Here is a 17,664-nt window from a genome sequence, read left to right as displayed (position 1 = left end):
GTTATTAGATTTTTCACTTCAGTTATTTTTGCTGTCCTTTAAGCTATATCGGAACCGGTATTCCTCTTGCCATTCGTCAGACTGCTGCAGACTTACTTCTAAATAGCCGTCTTTATCATACGTATTTCGATATCTTATTTCCGAAACCAATTCACCGGATTTCTTGTAGACTTTCGCATTCAAAGGCTGGTTTTTAGAAACAGGGCTTTCAAAATAACCCGGGATATTGGATTCAATCATATGTTCGTATGAAAGACCGGTATCGTACTGATAAATCTCATAGCTGTCCTGGATAGGCAAGGAGGCCACTTTTTGTTCTTTTCTTTCAAGATTCCCCGTTTCTGTAAACATAAAGGTATAGACATAGCTCGCATCTTCGGAATCCTCCGTGAAGTACACGTGATCTTCAATGACATTCTTTGCCGGATATTTCCATATTCTTTTGAAATAGGAACTGCGGCCATCATCGAAGTCAGAGGTTGTCTCGTCGAGCACCTTTCGTTCCCCGTCATAGGTCAGTGCGCGAATGGCGGTATAATGGTCAAAGTTGCTCACAACTTCTTTCACCCGACCGCTTTCATTTAGGCTTATGTTGCTTTGTCGGAATTTTTCGCCATTCCGATAATAATCGATGCGATGGATGGTATATTTATCGTCGTAAAATATGTCGAGATACAATACACCGTCTTTATAGACCTTTTGCAGAAGCTTTTCGACCGGTGGGTTTGCGGAGGGGCTGTCTTTTCTACAGGAGACCATGCAGCTCCAGATTGAAAGCATCAAGAAAAGTCTAAACTGTGATCGGTTCGTCTTCATGGTGCAAATCGATTTTATTACATACCACCATCAAATGTTCCGGTAAATTGCCTCAACGTTCCGTCCTGGCTTTCAGCGGTGACGGAAAATGTCCCCTTAACCGGTCTTCCCAACGCGGGGAGGTCTTTATTTCCGATCGCTTCGATGTGAATGATTCCACGGCTTGTTTCCGCCTCCGGGGACACTTCCCATCCTTTCATACCATCCCTCGAATCTGAATAAATAAAAAGTCCTTTCAACGCTACGATATCATACCTACCGGGGCCGGTAACGTCCGGTAACGTTATAACCAGCGTTTTCATTTCGTTGTCTCCCTGACCGGAGGTATTCGCTACCACACCGACCGTATTCGTTTTTACAGTGCCCCCCTCGGGCCCGGAGATATCCTGGGTGCTGATACGGGCATGTGCCTTTCCGGCCACTTCAGACGCCGTACCCCTTACATCCATCAGTATCTCGTCACCGGCCCGAAGGGTCACCTGGACCATAACGTTTTCTTTGCTCTTTCCCTTACTGCAGGAAAAAATAAAAACAGCCATGAGTGCCCCTACTAAAAAAAATGTCGACAGTTGATTTCTTTTCTTCATGTCTTCTTAAATTTCCATCGTATCCAAAGTTGCGGATACACGCGGGCACCCCATTGTAAAAGTCCGACATTTATTTGCAGGATTATCCGTCTTCTCGGCTATGACAATGTAGTTATTGCGCCGATCAATTTCGCTGTCGTTGTATATATTCATTTGGCTGAGGAACCTGATTTTTTTCGATTGGGTTATTATTTTTCGGAATTGGCCTGGAGAGATATTACTGTGTTTCCTGAAATGCTTGATAAAATGTGATTGATCGTAAAAATCGCCGAGATACGTGAGCTCCGGCCATTGGGCCTGCTGTGTTTTGGCCAGCTTGGAAGCGATATAGGAAAACCGGATGGTTTCCGCATAGTCTTTCGGAGACATACCCAGCTGCAAATTGAACTGGCGTTCGAGGTATCGCCTGTTTACGTTCATATTCTGTACAATGCTTTCAACACATACCTTCCCCAAACGATCGATGACGTACTGAAGAAAATCGGCTGTCAACGATGGACGGTAGGTGCTTCCGGCAAGATGCACCCTAAGCCAATGTTCGACCCATGCGATTTTGGCGTGTGCACTGGTCAACTGTGCCAGTTTCTCACACATCCACGATGAATCAGAGAACCCGTAGTCAGCCAGATCGATCACGTCGTTCTTTAATTCATTTAGGTTGCCGCCTAGGAGTTTAAATAATCCCAATGGCTTAAAAACAATGATGAAGGTGAACGTAGGCTCTTTCCACCAGTTGCGGCATGGCTTGGTATGTGGTCCGAGTATGGAAACGCTACGAATTGTCCGTTGTTTTTGGAGACCGGTAACGCACTTGAAAGACGCTCCATAGGAAAACACGAGGGCAGAAAGGCCGTTGGGAAGGACGGTGGATTCCTGCCAGTTCGCGTGCGTATCCGTATCTTCGGAAAGGAGGTACCAAGCAACGTATTCGCTGAGCGTGGGAGAAGGGAGATAGCATGCGTGGTTCATTTCGAGTGGCAGTTATGTCCTTCAAACTTAGGTAAAGTTACTTGGATATGAAACTAGTAACGTAGCATGATTCCGCGCCCGCCGCAAAACGGGATTGAGCAGGCGGTTCAGGTTTTCCCAGAAAAGCAATTGGAAATTGCCTTTCTTCTTTAAGAGAATCATGCGGACTTCGTTGAAATCCATAATCCATACCTGCCGTTGCGCGTACGTACTGATGACAGAGCCGAAAACCCGGTCGGCCGCCAATTGAGCATACAGATCGTCGTCCACCGGTCTGATTTCAGCTAGGTGATGCGCAATGAGTGTATCCAACGCATACATAGAAAATGCACCGTCGCCGCGCTGTAGCGGATCTCCGTCCAGCATGTTTTCGATCATGCCGGCCTGCATGTCTTCCACCTCATCCCTGAAGGGGTAGACCAACCGTTTCAATGCCGCGGTATCCCGTTTGTTCACAGCTTGTCTTAGCGCAAGAAAAAAAGATTCTGGTGATGATGCGAATTGAGCGGATGCCCCAATAGGGTATGCCGGGAGCAACACCCCTAGCAATAGTTTGGATAAGATATTACGTAATTTCATGTCAGAAAGCGTTTTTTATGCCTACGTCTTCCCACAAGACCCATACCTTGCTCTGGTTTCCGGGCATGACATAGGCCGGTACGGCCATCCCGATTTCAATCCTGTCCATATAGATGGGATCGATCAATTTTTTCTCCTGATATGTAAAGGCGTCTCCTGAATCGGGTTTGACGTCGAATAAAAATTGGTATTGATGGATGTTGTTTACAGTGGAACCGGTGCGCTCGACCGCCCGAAGGAAAGCTATGCATTTCAGTCCATTCGCCTCTATCAGTCGTTTGTCTTTTTCGGAGAGGCCTCCATCTCCAATGGTGGAGAAGATATGCCAACCAAAAAATGCTGTTCCAGCTATGAATAGCACTATAATTCGGTTCCTGTTAGCGTCCTTTTTCATTTGGCCAGATGATTCTAAGGTCTGCAAACCTGTCCAATTTCCGCAACAATGTATTGTAAAAATGCGACAAATCGGTGAAGCCTTGGAGTGAAGGCATATTTAAAATGGTTCTCAACTTCTTCTAAGATTTTATCAGAGAAGATGTACGGGAAAATGGTTAAGGTATAGAAGAAAAATGGCCGATATGGAAGCGTATTCTTTCATGTTCCTGCGGATGCAGCCGAGTGCGAATGCCCTATAGTTTTCAACGGTGTTTACAGATAGGTTCATCCTCTGGGCGTTTCGGAGTTTTGCAGAAAGTGCCGGATAGCGATACCTTTCGCAAAATATTACTTCTGCTTTCGCTCTTTTAATCTAAACCGCCAGCCTCGCCAAACGTGCCAAATCTTCTAAAAAAGAGTTCAATATCTGTTCGATAGGGGCTACTAAGCGGAATTTGCCGCCAAACCATACTGGGTTGTTCTATTAAGAGCAACCCTTTTTCTTTCATTATCAATTCGTTATGTAATAATGCAGGCGTCAGGTTAGGTGTTCGATAGCTACCGTCAAGGTAGGTCAATCCTTGGTTGAACACCGCATTTATGAGTTGATGTTTCCCTATAACGGGTAGTTGTTCATAAAGTCCTTCCAAGTTTAGCAATAGGTCCAGTTTATCGGCAAGACGATCCCATATATCTTTGGTATTCTTCTTTATTCTACTAAGTTCGGCAAGAATTTCAGCTTTCTTCTGGGTGTATTTAGGATACCATTTTTTATACGTTGATGGTTCTATTTTATCTTCAAGTAGTTTCTGTTCCAATTGATCGATTTGTCTTTCAACCTCGAGTAACTCTTTGTTTTTTGCATCGAGTCCAATCTTCCTTTTTTCGAGATTATCTTTCATTTTTTCTTTTGCGGCTTCCCGGATATAACTTATTTGTTTTTCGTTCAGACTAAGATTGCGCAAGACCTCTTTAAATTGTTCGTGGAGCTTCTGACCAGAAAGACTGACGTTTCTATGCTTAGGACAGAGATAATAGAGATAGTATTTCAACTTTCCTTTACTCCATCCCGAAGTAAGGTTATTACCACACCAGCATTTCAATATCCCTCTTAATGGCACATCCTCGGCAGGTTGCTTTCGCTTGACAGCTTTCATCTTGCCCATCATCTCCTGTACCTTCCAAAAGTCCTCTTCGGAAATAAGTGCTTGGTGCAGCCCTTTGACATACCGTTCAGGATTTTTTTCGAATGCAGGAACTTTTATCAAACCGGCGTAGACGCAATTACTCAATACGGCCTGAATAGCGCCATTTGCCTTTAATTGATACCCCAACTTCTTAACTTCGTCATTGATCAGGTAATACGGTATTCCAGCCATATACAGCTCGAATATCTTCTGGATGAGGTGCGCCTTTGTTTCGTCCACGATAATAATACCTTTGCCGCTTTCACCCCTGGCGTTTTTATAACCTAAAGGGGCCTTCTGTACAAACCGGCCTGCTGCCATCGCATTATATATCCCTCCTTTCGTACGCTTTCGGATTTTTAACAACTCCTGATTCGCCATTAGATATTTAAAGGCTCGTTGGAGAAAAACGTCCGGATCGTTGATGTCCAAATCAAGAGGCTCGTCAATTGAGAGAACCTTTATGTGAAATTTTTTCTCAAACTGCTTTATTTTCAACAGAGCCTCAGCCAGATCCCGGCTGAATCTGTCATGGTCCATAATAATCAGGTAGCGAACGCTTCCTTTATGCTTCTTGATGAAATCTTCAAGAGCCAGAAAGTCGGCCCTATCAAAAGTATCACTGCACTCGCCATTATCCCTGAAAATGTTAAGCAGTTCAAGCCCATTACGGCGACAATATTCCCGTATAGAATCTGCTTGAACATCCAGCGAGTATTTCGACTGATCTTTTGTACTTATTCTTATATATCCTATTGCATTCATTTTTCATCCATTACAAGTTCAACCAATAATTCGGCCAGTAGATCCAAGAACGGCCTTTCATTTTCCGATACCATGCCAGCGGTATGCCGAGTACCATTCTGAATTTCAGTGAGCGGTTTTCCCTTCCCACGTATACTTCCTTCCATATCTCACCTCCTTATAAATTTACGAATACGCATATTAACTTCTATCATTGGATACCCATAAAAGAGGAACCAAATCTGTAACCGCCGTTGTGGGCGGCAACGAGATGTATCTTTTGGATAATCTCTTACTGATAGTTTATGTAAGGTATTGAGACCTTTTCAGGCTTTTTAGTACTTTCATACTACCTACGAAAAAACTTAAGCCCTAGAAGCAGTTTGTTTTGCCTTACATGGTGCGTTTTGGAATAAGATTGGTGGAGATATTTACAAAGGTAGCTATCCCAACAGGATTTTACTTAGTTAGAATTTAACTATGAGGCTTTCCGGTTCCAGTAATACGCCTCGCCTGATAGCAATAGCCATATTATTCAATTTTGTCACTTTTCTTATTGCTGATCAATTTTCACCATTAATAAACTACACAGCAAATAAAACAGCATTTGTAAGGCCATATTAAAAAAAGATAGTATTTGGCAGTCGATGGCGTTGATTTTCTCTACAGTGGTGATTTCACTCGGGATTTAGCAGGCGAAGCACATTAACCTATTCTCCGAATACGGTTAATGTGCTTTGCTGCTCCTATGTTTGTATAATATAATCTAAGTGAAGAAGGGCGAGAGCAGATTTTGCTTTAAATAGCCTTACGGTATATTCAAGAAAAGAGACTGCCTCCTCTTCTTTGACCTTTTAGAATCTGAACAGAATGTAAGGAATTTGCTCATTATAATGAGTCTTATAGCCAGTATATCCAGTCAGGAGAAAAGATGAAGAAAGGTTATCACTTACCTAAACTAGATAAGATGAAGGTATTATTAAAACAGACAGTAGGAATTGATGTTGCACAGAATGAATTAGTTGTATCGCTTGGTAGAATGGATGAGCAGATTAGAATAGAAGTCTATGCCTACAAAGTATTTCCCAATACTAAAAAAGGGTTTTCAAGTCTTGTATCGTGGGTAAATAAGCAGACATCAATTAACAACAGAAGTACAGTACGTAATGGAAGCTACAGGAGTCTACCATGAATCCTTAGCCTACTATCTTTGCAATATTAAAAAACAAGTAAGTGTCGTTTTACCAAACAAGATCGGAAATTACGCCAGAACACTTGACATAAAAACTATAACTGACAAGAGTGCTTCACAAGCCATTGCGAGATTCGGTTTAGAAAGACAATTGGAAAGCTGGCAACCACCTTTCAAAATATTAAATGATTTGAGACATCTTTGTCGGGAACGTGAGCAAGTTGGTACAGGAGCGAACAATGTTAAAAAATCAACTCCATGCAGAACGTATTTCTGCAACATCAAGTGAAAACTCAGTGCAACGAGCTAAAAAAAGAATAGCTCTTATTGATTTGCAGGAAAAGGAGATAGGAGAAGAAATTGCTATACTTATCAAAGGAGATCAAACTCTAGTGGAAAAGATGAAAATGGTATCTTCTATTCCCGGAATTGGAAATCTAACTGCTGTAACGATTATAGCAGAAACCAACGGATTCGAGTTAATAAAGAATAAAAGACAGTTGGTCAGTTATGCAGGATTAGATGTAAGAGAAAAGACATCTGGAACCTCAGTGAAATCCAAACCTCGAATCTCCAAGCGGGGTAATAGGAATTTAAGAAAGGTAATGCACTTTCCCGCATTAGCTGCAATTAGAACTGATGAAAGGTTCAGAGATATTTTCTTAAGAATGGTGTCAAGGCATGGTATCAAAATGAAGGCTATAGTTGCCATCCAAAGAAAACTGCTAGAATTGACTTTTATATTATGGAAAAACAATTCTTATTATAATTCAGAACACCAGTATCAAATCATTCCGTTTCAGGAAGTAGTGATGTAAATAAGGAGAAGCTTAATTCTCTATCGATAATTTGTTTAAGAGGTTGGCTTTAGCTTATAACCCCCGAACCCTTTTTGGGTTTATTTAAATCTAATATTTAAACTTAGGAAGTGCTCATTTCCATATACAAATTAAAGTTGAATAAGATGAAAAAAGGTATAAAAATTGCCGTTATGTGTGCTATAGCCTTAGCAACTGTCGGTGCAGTCGTCATGCTGTTATGGAACGCATTAATAACGGATATTTTTGGATTAACGGAGATCAATTTTTGGCAGGCATTGGGATTATTTCTATTGAGCCGTATACTATTGGGCCGTTTTGGATTTGGCGGTAATAGAATGATGATGCATGAAAAAAGAAATGCTATCCGCGAGAAATGGATGAAAATGTCTCCCGAACAACGAAAAGAATTTATCAACAAAAGACGGAAGTTCGGTTTTGGAAATTCTTGTGGAATAGATCATTTTGACATGGAAAAACATGAAGAGCAAGACAACGGGGAGAGATAAGCCTGTCACCGAAATGAATGTGGAAAGCCTTATTCAGGAACACCAACCTCGTTTAAAATCATTCATTCAGAAAAGAGTTTCCAATAAAGAAGATGCCGAGGATATCTTGCAAGATGTTTTCTATCAGTTGATAAAAAACGTGGAAGAAAATCTTAGTCCGATTGAACAAGTTACGGCATGGCTATATCGGGTAGCCCGAAACAGCATCCTTAATAAAGGAAAGAAAAAACGCGAGGAAAGGTTTCCAACCTCACACTATGATGATGAGGGCAACGTATTGGAAGAATTCTCGGAGATATTGTTTAATGAGGATAATCCAACTCCCGAAACAGAATATATGCATTCGCTAGTGTGGAAAGAACTTGCAACAGTGCTTTCTGAATTGCCTTTGGAACAAAGAGAAGCCTTTGAGTTTACGGAACTAGATGGTTTGCCCGTGAAAGAAATCGCCAAAGCTCTGAATATACCTGTCAACACATTATTATCACGGAAACACTACGCCGTAAAGCATCTACGTAAACGACTATACGGGCTATATAAAGAGCTGATGCTTTATTGAATCAAGTCCTTGAAAATATTCTGATGAGCAAGAACACGCCAAATCAATTACTACCCTACCGCTATTGTCGGCTTACCTTCAGACCAATGATCCAAGAGTTTAGCATTCTGGATATTGCATGTCTTCAACAGATCACGCACAGGGTACTTTTTCACAACCTCAATCAAAGCGTTCAAATGACGTTCATGATGCACATCTGTACCCACAAAATCATACATCCCAGATTTGATCATAGTCAATGCCGCCACTTTTACTTCGGTACCATAATACCTGCTGATCGCCAGTAGATTCAACTGCATCAAGCATCCGGCATCCTTTATCTGTTTGTACATATCAAAGTTGTAGTGGAAGTAACTGTACCTTTCCGGATGCGCCAATATCGGTTTATATCCCAATTTCTGGATATCCATAATGACTTGAAACAGTGCTTTTGACTCCGATAAATAAGACATTTCTATCAGCACATATCCACCTGGCATAAGGCAGAGGTTATCCTTTTCGATCAAAGTTTGCAATCCGTCATCGATCATATGTTCCGCTGCAGCAAAAATCTCGACCTTAGCACTCTCTGCATGCAAAGCTGTAGTCAATTCGGTACATGATCGGGATATGGTACTCTTTGTATTGGGGTGTACACCCTCCATAATATGAGGAGTACAAATAAACTTTTGGAAACCCATTGTATTTAAGCCCTTGATGAGAGACAAAGATTGTGCGACATTGGCACTACCATCGTCTATTCCGGGCAGAATATGATTATGCATATCCACTTCTAGAAAGGCTAACTTACCTAAGACTTTCACTGGAGGAGTATTCGGCTTGCTTTTAAATAGATTTGATAAAAATCCCATAAATCTTCTCTTTCTTTAATTAAGTATGCATTTTTATAACGAAATGTTACCCCAGAATGCTACTCTTTTTTTCAGTAATTTTTCATTAGGCATATCACATGCTAATCAAAATGTATGCCATATATCGAAAATCACCTTAAGAGAATAAAAACAAAATTTACAAATTGTAGAGGAATTACTACTATAGTATAAATAGTAAAAGCCGTTGCATAAATGCAACGGCTTTTACTAACATATAATTCTAAAATTTCTCGAATTACTTTTTGATCTCAACACGACGGTTTTGAACGCGACCAGCCTCAGTATCGTTAGATGCGATAGGGTTAGCCTCACCATAACCGTTAGCAATGATGCTTGATGCAGGAACACCCGCATTTACCAAGTATTGTTTTACTGCATTAGCACGGTCTTTAGACAAGTTCAAGTTATAAGCTTCAGTACCTTCAGCAGAAGCATAACCATCCAAAGTCACAGACTTGTTGTTATCACGCAATTCTTTAGCCAATTTGTCTAAAGTAGCGTAAGACTCTGTTTTCAATACTGAGCTATCGAATTCGAATCCGATTGGAGCAAAGTACTCACCTGTAGTAGCAGCTGGTGCTTGAACAACTGGCTCAGGGAATTTGATAGGACATCCAGAACCGTCTACTTGAGTACCGGCAGGAGTGTTAGGACATTTATCGAATTTGTCTGATACACCGTCTCCATCAGAGTCTTTACCCAATTGATCAACAGTACCTTCCAAAGCAGAAACACGTTGTTTCAAAGCTTCAACTTCGTTGCGCAATGATGGATCTTTCAACTCGTCGTAAAGGTTTGACACAGGGTTTGCAAATGTCAAATTTTCTTTGTCACGAGAACCTAAAGTGAACTCTAGACCACCGTAAACATTAGCAAAACGTTGTTTGCTATCGCTTGATGAAGGTCCGTAAAGAGCCGCTTCATCAGTAAAGTTCATTGTATAACCTAAGTTCAAAGCAACAACTTCAGATAACTTAAACTTAACTCCGACACCGACAGGTACATACATACCTAGACGATAGTCACGATCACCTACTGCATCGCGATCTCCGAAGATTTCATCTCCCCAGTTTCCTTTGTTGTTATACACTTCTGCACCATCGAATGTATTATTGGCATACTGAACAGGATTGTAAGCAAATGCACCCAAACCCACTTTAGCGTAGAAATTAACTGCATTTTCTCTTCTCAAGAAGTCGATAGTTCCCAATTGGAAAACACCATTCAAGCTACCAGCCCAATTTACAGAAGTAATGGCAGAGTTAGCCTGACCAGTTCCATCACCCGAACCCGGCTCAAAACCAGCACCTGTGGCATCATTTACATAAAGATCATGATTGTAAGTCTTAATCTTACCACGGTTACCTTCCAATTCCAATCCGAATAGAGGAGAGAATTGTTTACGGATAGTCAAACCATAGTATTCTCCAACTTTGTTTTGGAAATAACCAACTTTTTTGCCAAAGGCGTTCTGACCACCGATAAGCACATTAGGAGTAGTAATACCACCTTGCAAACCGATAGACCATGTTCTATATTGTGAACGTCCACCGAATACTTGTGCTTGCGCCTGTGCATTCTCTGCATAACCCAAAGCGGCTACTAGAGATGCAGCAATTGCTGTTTTTTTAATTGTAGAATAGTTCATACTCTTTTTTTTAAGGTTATTAAATTTTTAATTGTTCTCTGTTTTTAACATCTATTTACAATAACAGTGCCAAAATCAATCAAAATTATAAATTTCTTTCAAAGTTGTACTGTCGTCGTAAAATTAATGTGTAAAGGTAACTATTAACTAGAAATATCCCAAATATTTCTAGTTTTTTTATCTGTTACTCAATAAAAAACACTAGACTCCTTTCACCTTGTGGCCATCTAGCTACAAAATGTAATGCAACACTGCTAATGCCAGGCCTCCAAGCACAGCACTGACTGGAATAGTCAATACCCAAGCCCATAACAGACTAATGGTCACCCCCCAACGTACAGCAGACACCCGCTTGACTACCCCGACACCAATAATGGCGCCTGTAATGGTATGTGTTGTAGAAGCCGGGATACCGAAATGCTCGGTAATACCCAATGTCACGGCTCCGGCAGTCTCGGCACTGACACCTTCCAAAGGTGTTACTTTCGTAATCTTCGTACCCATGGTCTTGACGATCTTCCAACCTCCACTCATCGTCCCTGCCGCGATAGCCGCATAACAGGATAAGGGCACCCACTCGGGCATAGATTCAAAATCCGGAATAACCTGTTGGGCAATTAATGCTGTGGCGATAATACCCATCACCTTCTGGGCGTCATTGCCCCCATGGGCAAAACTCAGTCCTGCTGATGAGATCAATTGGAGTATCTTGAACCAACGCTCTGCCACCCGAGGCCTACTCTTTTTACATATATTAATAATGATGAGCGTGATAATAATCGAAATAGTCATACCGATGACGGGCGCCAGTACAATAAATGATAAGATTTTCAAGGTAGCACTGACATTGATCGCATCAATAGGATTAGTGCCCATGAAAATAGCATAAGCCATTCCCGAACCTGCAAAACCACCGATCAACGTATGTGACGAGCTGGATGGGATACCATAGTACCAAGTGAAAAGATTCCACGAGATAGCGGCAACTAATCCGGCAAAAATCACTTCCAACGTAATATATTCGTCGATTACCGTTTTTGCTATAGTATTGGCAACCTTGTGATCCGTAAAATAAAAATATGCGGCAAAGTTGAACAGAGCTGCCCAAAGTACAGCCATAAATGGCGTCAATACCTTGGTAGAGACTATGGTCGCAATAGAATTAGCCGCATCGTGAAAACCGTTGATGTAATCAAACGCAATAGCTAAGACGATAACGACTACTAATAATGTGGTTATCATAATAGAATGAATGTAAGTTTTAAAATGCGATTACGCATTTTTTACAAGAATACTTTCCAACACATTGGCTACATCCTCACACTTGTCCGTAGCATTTTCCATCGCAGACAACACTTCTTTCTGCTTGATCAATGAGATAGCGTCTGTCTCATATTCAAACAGGTCGGCCACAGCCTTGTCAAAGATATAGTCCGCTTTATTCTCTACACTGTTTATCCGTACACACGAATCCGTGATATTACGGATGTTTTTCAGATCTCTCAATTCAAACAATGCTTTGGCAACATGCTCAGCAGCTTCCAGAATCAAGTCCGTGAGGTCTTTCATCGGTTCGGTAGGTTTTTCTACCTTATATAGCTCTATTCTATTGGATGCTCCTTGAATAAAATCAGCCACATCATCCAATGAACTGGCCAGAGAGTGGATATCTTCACGATCAAATGGCGTAATAAAATTTTTACCGAGTTCCAAATGTATCTGATGGGTAATGCCGTCTCCTACGTGTTCCAAATCCTCTAGTTTTCTGTTGTTTTCTCTTCTAAGTTCCAGATCGTTCGTACGGACACTTTCTTGAAGTAACTTGGCCATTTCTATAAGATTCGCTCCCGCCTGCTCAAATAAAGGAAAGAACTTCTTGTCTTTCGGAACGAAATATTGGAAAATGCTATTTAATGACATAGTGATACATATTTTGATACAAAAGTATCATCTTAATGTTAACTTAATGTTAAGTTTGCCAAAGTTTACGCCTTCGCCAACGTAAATCCAAACGTCGTTCCTATACCTTTGGTACTCCGGACATTGACAGTCTGCTGGTGGGCTTCGACAATATGCTTGACGATGGAAAGCCCCAAACCCGAACCACCGATCTCCCTAGACCTACTTTCATCCGTCCGGTAGAAACGCTCGAACACGCGAGATAGATACTTTTCCTCTATGCCTTCCCCATTATCCGTGACTTCCACCAATATATGGTCCAACAAGGGAAATAGACTTATCTCAGTCTTGCCATTTTCCTTTCCGTACTTTATTGAGTTGCTGATCAGATTGATCAATACCTGCTGTATCTTCAAACGGTCCGCTTTGACCCATATAGGATTATTGTTCTTAGGAGTAAAGACAAGACTGACTTTTGCTTTATTGGCTTTGTCTACCATTTGGTAGATAGTCTCATGGATCAGCTGTACAATGTCAAATTTTTGGATGTTGAGCGGAATTTTGCCGGTTTCCAGTTTAGATATTTCGTCCAAATCGCCAATCAGATAGGTCAACCGATCAATATTCTTTGCAGCTTTGTCCAAAAATTGAAGAGCTGTATCCGGATCCTCTTCGATCATCCCGTCCTGCAAAGTCTCTATGTAACCCTGTATAGCAAACAAAGGGGTTTTAAATTCATGGGAAATATTGGATAGAAATTCTCTACGATACTTCTCCTGCTCTTTGAGTCGGTCGATTTCGCCAACTTTTTGCTTTGCCCAATCCTTGACCTCCTGTTCAATACTACGGATAGGGTTGTCACTGGCGTGCTCTGCCAAAACCTCCTTGAGATCCTTGCCCAACTTCAGATTACGAATCAGTTTGTAGATATTACTTATCCGTTCATGGATAACATTTTGGAATACACTTGACAAAATAATATACGTCACCACCAAAGCCACGACCAGTATTAATAAGAAATGGTTCCAATTCCCCTCATAAAAAAAACTCAGTAATGCCAACGACCCGGCAAAACCAAGTGAAATATAGAACACCAATAACCTAAAGTCCATGGAAAATTAATTATGAATTGTTTTTTTAGATAGCCGATAACTTGAAAATTCGTAATTCGTAATTCGTAATTCGTAATTCGTAATTCGTAATTCGTAATTCTAAAATTGATTAAAGTTTTGCAATCACTGTTTTTCCCCCGATCACCTTTTGGCCGATTTTCACATGGACATCCGTACCCACGGGCAAAAATAAATCTACCCGTGATCCAAATTTGATAAATCCAAATTCGTCTCCTTGTTTCACTTTGTCATTTTCCTTGACATACCAGACGATACGCCTTGCCAATGCCCCTGCAATCTGCCGAAACAATACTTCTACGCCATTGTCTTTTTTGACTACGATAGTCGTCCGTTCGTTGTCTGTAGAGGATTTGGGATGCCAAGCGACCAAAAACTTTCCGGGATGATATTTGAAAAAGGATACAATACCAGAGACAGGATTGCGGTTGACGTGCACATTGATCGGTGACATGAAGATGGACACCTGTACACGTTTATCGTTGAAATATTCGGTTTCCTCAGTTTCTTCGATCACGACCACCTTACCATCAGCGGGACAAAGCACCACATGATCATCGGGAATGACCCGTTTGATCGGGCTTCTGAAAAACTGAACAATAGTAAGGAACAGAAACGCTGAAACAATATAGATTATCCATTTTATCGCTTCCGGCGCATCATAATAATCAGCTACCGCATTGATAATGAAGATAAAAAGTACAACTAATGCTAAACTGGTATATCCTTCTTTATGAAATTTCATAGCCCCTGTTTTTCTTGCAAACTTAGATAAAATATCTATGAACTTTACCAAAGTTTTAGAAAATTCCGCTAGCGCACGAATCCTTTCGTGTGCTTAAAGGCAGGCACACGAAAGGATTCGTGCGCCAACACAACGCCTAATGCGCTTCCAACCAAGTCGCCCCTTCCCCGATCTCGATCTCGATCGGCACACGTAGTTCGATGGCATTTTTCATTCTATTTGTAATGATTTCCGCAAAAACTTCTTTCTCTTTTTTAGGAATATCAAACACCAACTCGTCATGTACCTGCATGATCATCTTACCTTGCAGCTGCTGTGTTTCAATATCGTTCTGTATGCCGATCATAGCTACCTTGATCATATCCGCTGCTGATCCTTGTATAGGGGCATTGATAGCATTTCGTTCAGCAAATCCCCTCACCGTCATATTGGCTGAGTTGATGTCGCGAAGATAGCGCCTCCGCTTTAAAATGGTCTCCACATAGCCGTGTTCCTTCGCAAACTCGATCACTTCGGACATATACCTTTTGATACCCTTATATTGTGAAAAATATTGATCGATAATCTCTGCGGCCTCCTTGCGGGAAATACCCAGATTTTGAGAAAGTCCAAAAGCCGACTGCCCATAGATAATACCAAAGTTGACAGCCTTAGCATTGCGTCTTTGGTCGGCCGTGACGGCCTCAAGGTCCAACCCATACACCTTGGCGGCCGTAGCCCTATGAATATCGTGTCCTTGAGCAAAGGCTTCCAGCATCTGTTCGTCTTGGCTCAACTCGGCCATAATGCGCAACTCGATCTGTGAATAATCTGCCGAAAGCAGGATATGCCCAGGATCTCTTGGGATAAAGGCCTTACGGACTTCACGGCCCTTTTCAGTACGGATGGGTATATTTTGTAGATTCGGATTGGTTGAACTCAACCGTCCTGTCGCAGCAACTGCTTGGTTGTAGGAGGTATGGATCAGACCCGTATGGGGGTTGATCAAGGTCGGCAAAGCGTCTACATAGGTCGATTTCAATTTCTGATATTGCCGGAAGTCCAAAATATCCTGAACAATATCAGATTTGTGTGCCAATGCCAACAGCACATCTTCACCTGTCTTGTATTGCCCTGTTTTTGTCTTTTTCGCTTTGGGATCTAGCGCGAGTTTATCAAACAAGACCTCTCCCAATTGCTTCGGCGAAGCGATGTTGAATGTAACACCCGTCTTTTCATAAATACGGGCTTCTAAATCCTGAATATCTTTTTCCAATTCCTTCGAAAAGGATCGGAGTGTATCCACATCAATCTTTACACCGCTTTTTTCCATTTCGGAGAGCACATAGATAAGAGGAAACTCGACGCCCTTGGCCAATTTTGTGGTATGAGTTTCCTCCAATAGTGGCTGAAACTTTTCATGCAACTGCCAAGTAATGTCGGCATCCTCTGCAGCGTATTCTTTTATTTTGTCTACGGGTACATCCCGCATATTACCCTGGTTCTTACCCTTAGCACCGATCAATTCTGTGATAGACACGGGTGTATAGCCGAGATAAGTTTCGGCCAGGATATCCATACCATGGCGAGTGTCGGGATCAATGAGGTAATGTGCAATCATTGTATCGAACAGTTCACCCTTGACATGTACGCCGTATCGAGATAGTATCAGCAGATCGTATTTGATGTTCTGCCCAACTTTGATAATATCCGGATTTTCAAATATTGGCTTGAACGCATAGATGATGGACAACGCGTCCTCCCTTTCGGGTGGAACGGGTACGTAGTAGGCCTTGCGACTTTCAAAAGAAAAGGACATGCCGACCATATCTGCCGTCAAAGCATCCAATCCCGTTGATTCTGTATCAAAACAAAACCGGGACACACCCGATAACAATCCGATCAATTCATTGATTTTCTCCGGAGTATCTACAAGGGTGTACTCGTGTTCGACATTGTCAATATTATTGGAAGGCACAATGGATTGTATCGTTTCTTCTGTCGGATTCTGAGGCAAATCCATAGGAACGGCAAACAAATCCATTTGACCAGAAGGGGAAGCAGATCGGCTCTCCACAACCGAAAACTCTTCACCGAAGACCCTTTTTCCCAAAGTACGAAATTCAAGCTCTGCAAAAAGAGGTTCTAATACTTCTCTGTTAGGCTCTTGAAGCAAAAGTTTCTCCTCCTCCAATGCTATCGGCACATCCAACAAGATCGTAGCAAGCTTCTTCGATATCAACCCTTGCTCCGTGTAATTGATGACATTCTCTTGTAATTTACCCTTCAACTTATCTGTATTGGCAATCAGCCCCTCTATGGAACCAAACTCTTGAATCAACTTCTTCGCAGTCTTCTCCCCTATACCGGGAATACCGGGAATGTTGTCCACAGCATCCCCCCATAGGCCAAGAATATCAATCACTTGAGAGACATCGGTAATTTCCCACTTTTCCAATATCTCCGGTACACCCAAGACTTCGGCTCCGTTGCCCATACGTGCAGGCTTGAAGATAAAAACATTGTCCGACACCAATTGACCAAAGTCTTTGTCCGGAGTCATACAATACACTGTAAAGCCTTCATTTTCGGCTTTTTTTGCCAATGTGCCGATGATATCATCCGCCTCATAGCCATCCATTGTGATCAATGGTATGTTAAAACCTTCAATCAATCTGAATATGTAAGGAATAGAAGCTGACAGATCTTCGGGCATCTCCTGCCGATGAGCTTTGTAGGCTTCAAACTCAATATGTCGATTGGTCGGAGCAGCTGTATCAAAGACTACGGCGATATGTGTGGGCTGTTGGTTTTTGAGGACTTCGAGCAGGGTATTGGTAAAACCTAAAATAGCTCCCGTATTCAAACCATACGAAGTCAATCTAGGCACTTTGCTTAAAGCAAAGTAAGCTCTATAGATAAGAGCCATACCGTCTAATAAGAATAATTTTTTCACAAAAAGTGTTTTAGCGTCTTAGACAAAGGTATTAAATGTTTTTTTCAAACCTATAAGGTTTGGGAAACCTTATAGGTTTTTTTAGTATGTAATACAGACA

18 protein-coding genes are annotated in these 17,664 nt (G+C 41.6%); 5 read left to right on the top strand and 13 right to left on the bottom strand.

All coding sequences use genetic code 11. The features are described from left to right. Window positions 1-18: 18 nt before the first annotated feature. The 6 genes from G5B00_RS03325 to G5B00_RS03300 all read right to left on the bottom strand — a co-directional run bounded on the left by G5B00_RS03325 (window position 19) and on the right by G5B00_RS03300 (window position 5,278). Window positions 19-816, bottom strand: coding sequence for a hypothetical protein (locus tag G5B00_RS03325; protein WP_163871830.1), 798 nt, complete (start codon window positions 814-816; stop codon window positions 19-21). A 17-nt stretch (window positions 817-833) separates the two neighbouring features. After that, window positions 834-1,403 (bottom strand): hypothetical protein, encoded by a 570-nt coding sequence (locus tag G5B00_RS03320; protein ID WP_163871829.1) that lies wholly within the window; start codon window positions 1,401-1,403, stop codon window positions 834-836. A 6-nt stretch (window positions 1,404-1,409) separates the two neighbouring features. Continuing rightward, complete coding sequence (locus tag G5B00_RS03315) at window positions 1,410-2,372, bottom strand: helix-turn-helix domain-containing protein (protein ID WP_163871828.1); 963 nt, start codon at window positions 2,370-2,372, stop codon at window positions 1,410-1,412. Window positions 2,373-2,399: 27 nt separating this feature from the next. Further along, complete coding sequence (locus G5B00_RS03310; RefSeq protein ID WP_163871827.1) at window positions 2,400-2,951, bottom strand: hypothetical protein; 552 nt, start codon at window positions 2,949-2,951, stop codon at window positions 2,400-2,402. Window position 2,952: 1 nt separating this feature from the next. Continuing rightward, a complete protein-coding gene (locus G5B00_RS03305; protein ID WP_163871826.1) occupies window positions 2,953-3,345 on the bottom strand; it encodes a hypothetical protein in 393 nt (130 codons plus the stop codon). A 349-nt stretch (window positions 3,346-3,694) separates the two neighbouring features. Then, window positions 3,695-5,278 carry a recombinase family protein gene (locus tag G5B00_RS03300; RefSeq protein ID WP_163871825.1) on the bottom strand — a complete coding sequence of 528 codons (1,584 nt, stop codon included), beginning with the start codon at window positions 5,276-5,278 and terminating at the stop codon, window positions 3,695-3,697. A 946-nt stretch (window positions 5,279-6,224) separates the two neighbouring features. Between G5B00_RS03300 and G5B00_RS18135 the strand changes: the two genes are divergently transcribed. From G5B00_RS18135 to G5B00_RS03285, 5 genes are all read left to right on the top strand, one after another. Then, window positions 6,225-6,449: a hypothetical protein gene (locus G5B00_RS18135; RefSeq protein ID WP_240894381.1), complete on the top strand. Its 225-nt coding sequence runs from the start codon at window positions 6,225-6,227 to the stop codon at window positions 6,447-6,449. Next, window positions 6,424-6,738, top strand: a complete 315-nt coding sequence (locus tag G5B00_RS18130; protein ID WP_240894365.1) for an IS110 family transposase — start codon at window positions 6,424-6,426, stop codon at window positions 6,736-6,738. The genes G5B00_RS18135 and G5B00_RS18130 overlap by 26 nt, the downstream gene beginning before the upstream one ends. Then, window positions 6,689-7,267, top strand: a complete 579-nt coding sequence (locus G5B00_RS18125; protein ID WP_205966976.1) for a transposase — start codon at window positions 6,689-6,691, stop codon at window positions 7,265-7,267. The genes G5B00_RS18130 and G5B00_RS18125 overlap by 50 nt, the downstream gene beginning before the upstream one ends. Window positions 7,268-7,413: 146 nt before the next feature. Further along, window positions 7,414-7,776, top strand: a complete 363-nt coding sequence (locus G5B00_RS03290) for a hypothetical protein (RefSeq protein ID WP_163871824.1) — start codon at window positions 7,414-7,416, stop codon at window positions 7,774-7,776. Next, window positions 7,748-8,335, top strand: a complete 588-nt coding sequence (locus G5B00_RS03285; protein WP_205966277.1) for an RNA polymerase sigma factor — start codon at window positions 7,748-7,750, stop codon at window positions 8,333-8,335. Before G5B00_RS03290 ends, G5B00_RS03285 begins: the two co-directional genes overlap by 29 nt. A 50-nt stretch (window positions 8,336-8,385) precedes the next feature. On the opposite strand, the gene G5B00_RS03280 is transcribed toward G5B00_RS03285, so the two are convergent. The 7 genes from G5B00_RS03280 to polA all read right to left on the bottom strand — a co-directional run bounded on the left by G5B00_RS03280 (window position 8,386) and on the right by polA (window position 17,564). Next, window positions 8,386-9,186: a tyrosine-protein phosphatase gene (locus tag G5B00_RS03280; RefSeq protein ID WP_163871823.1), complete on the bottom strand. Its 801-nt coding sequence runs from the start codon at window positions 9,184-9,186 to the stop codon at window positions 8,386-8,388. A gap of 256 nt (window positions 9,187-9,442) precedes the next feature. Beyond that, on the bottom strand, window positions 9,443-10,855 hold the full coding sequence (locus G5B00_RS03275; protein WP_163871822.1) for an OmpA family protein: 1,413 nt from the start codon (window positions 10,853-10,855) through the stop codon (window positions 9,443-9,445). A 231-nt stretch (window positions 10,856-11,086) separates the two neighbouring features. Further along, window positions 11,087-12,097 carry an inorganic phosphate transporter gene (locus G5B00_RS03270; protein ID WP_163871821.1) on the bottom strand — a complete coding sequence of 337 codons (1,011 nt, stop codon included), beginning with the start codon at window positions 12,095-12,097 and terminating at the stop codon, window positions 11,087-11,089. A 30-nt stretch (window positions 12,098-12,127) separates the two neighbouring features. Then, window positions 12,128-12,775: a DUF47 domain-containing protein gene (locus G5B00_RS03265; RefSeq protein ID WP_163871820.1), complete on the bottom strand. Its 648-nt coding sequence runs from the start codon at window positions 12,773-12,775 to the stop codon at window positions 12,128-12,130. A gap of 65 nt (window positions 12,776-12,840) precedes the next feature. Then, window positions 12,841-13,866 (bottom strand): sensor histidine kinase, encoded by a 1,026-nt coding sequence (locus tag G5B00_RS03260; protein WP_163871819.1) that lies wholly within the window; start codon window positions 13,864-13,866, stop codon window positions 12,841-12,843. 109 nt (window positions 13,867-13,975) lie between these two features. After that, window positions 13,976-14,629 (bottom strand): phosphatidylserine decarboxylase family protein, encoded by a 654-nt coding sequence (locus G5B00_RS03255; RefSeq protein ID WP_163871818.1) that lies wholly within the window; start codon window positions 14,627-14,629, stop codon window positions 13,976-13,978. A gap of 136 nt (window positions 14,630-14,765) precedes the next feature. Further along, entirely contained in the window at window positions 14,766-17,564 is a 2,799-nt protein-coding gene (gene polA, locus G5B00_RS03250; protein ID WP_163871817.1) for a DNA polymerase I, read from the bottom strand. Between the last annotated feature and the right edge of the window lie 100 nt (window positions 17,565-17,664).

The sequence above is a fragment of the Parapedobacter sp. SGR-10 genome, from assembly GCF_011030405.1.
GTDB lineage: Bacteria > Bacteroidota > Bacteroidia > Sphingobacteriales > Sphingobacteriaceae > Sphingobacterium.
Note: the sequence above shows the minus strand (reverse complement) of the source record. Positions and strands in the feature narration are given on the sequence as shown.

Bases quoted from the DNA above. Each gene is read 5' to 3' on its own strand.
- G5B00_RS03265 (WP_163871820.1), bottom strand. From the start codon at position 12,775: ATGTCATTAAATAGCATTTTCCAATATTTCGTTCCGAAAGACAAGAAG.
- G5B00_RS03260 (WP_163871819.1), bottom strand. From the start codon at position 13,866: ATGGACTTTAGGTTATTGGTGTTCTATATTTCACTTGGTTTTGCCGGG.
- G5B00_RS03315 (WP_163871828.1), bottom strand. From the start codon at position 2,372: ATGAACCACGCATGCTATCTCCCTTCTCCCACGCTCAGCGAATACGTT.
- G5B00_RS18135 (WP_240894381.1), top strand. From the start codon at position 6,225: ATGAAGGTATTATTAAAACAGACAGTAGGAATTGATGTTGCACAGAAT.
- G5B00_RS03270 (WP_163871821.1), bottom strand. From the start codon at position 12,097: ATGATAACCACATTATTAGTAGTCGTTATCGTCTTAGCTATTGCGTTT.
- G5B00_RS03300 (WP_163871825.1), bottom strand. From the start codon at position 5,278: ATGAATGCAATAGGATATATAAGAATAAGTACAAAAGATCAGTCGAAA.
- G5B00_RS03325 (WP_163871830.1), bottom strand. From the start codon at position 816: ATGAAGACGAACCGATCACAGTTTAGACTTTTCTTGATGCTTTCAATC.
- G5B00_RS03305 (WP_163871826.1), bottom strand. From the start codon at position 3,345: ATGAAAAAGGACGCTAACAGGAACCGAATTATAGTGCTATTCATAGCT.
- G5B00_RS03285 (WP_205966277.1), top strand. From the start codon at position 7,748: ATGAAGAGCAAGACAACGGGGAGAGATAAGCCTGTCACCGAAATGAAT.
- G5B00_RS03320 (WP_163871829.1), bottom strand. From the start codon at position 1,403: ATGAAGAAAAGAAATCAACTGTCGACATTTTTTTTAGTAGGGGCACTC.
- G5B00_RS03255 (WP_163871818.1), bottom strand. From the start codon at position 14,629: ATGAAATTTCATAAAGAAGGATATACCAGTTTAGCATTAGTTGTACTT.
- G5B00_RS03310 (WP_163871827.1), bottom strand. From the start codon at position 2,951: ATGAAATTACGTAATATCTTATCCAAACTATTGCTAGGGGTGTTGCTC.
- G5B00_RS18125 (WP_205966976.1), top strand. From the start codon at position 6,689: ATGTTAAAAAATCAACTCCATGCAGAACGTATTTCTGCAACATCAAGT.
- G5B00_RS18130 (WP_240894365.1), top strand. From the start codon at position 6,424: ATGGAAGCTACAGGAGTCTACCATGAATCCTTAGCCTACTATCTTTGC.
- G5B00_RS03280 (WP_163871823.1), bottom strand. From the start codon at position 9,186: ATGGGATTTTTATCAAATCTATTTAAAAGCAAGCCGAATACTCCTCCA.
- G5B00_RS03275 (WP_163871822.1), bottom strand. From the start codon at position 10,855: ATGAACTATTCTACAATTAAAAAAACAGCAATTGCTGCATCTCTAGTA.
- G5B00_RS03290 (WP_163871824.1), top strand. From the start codon at position 7,414: ATGAAAAAAGGTATAAAAATTGCCGTTATGTGTGCTATAGCCTTAGCA.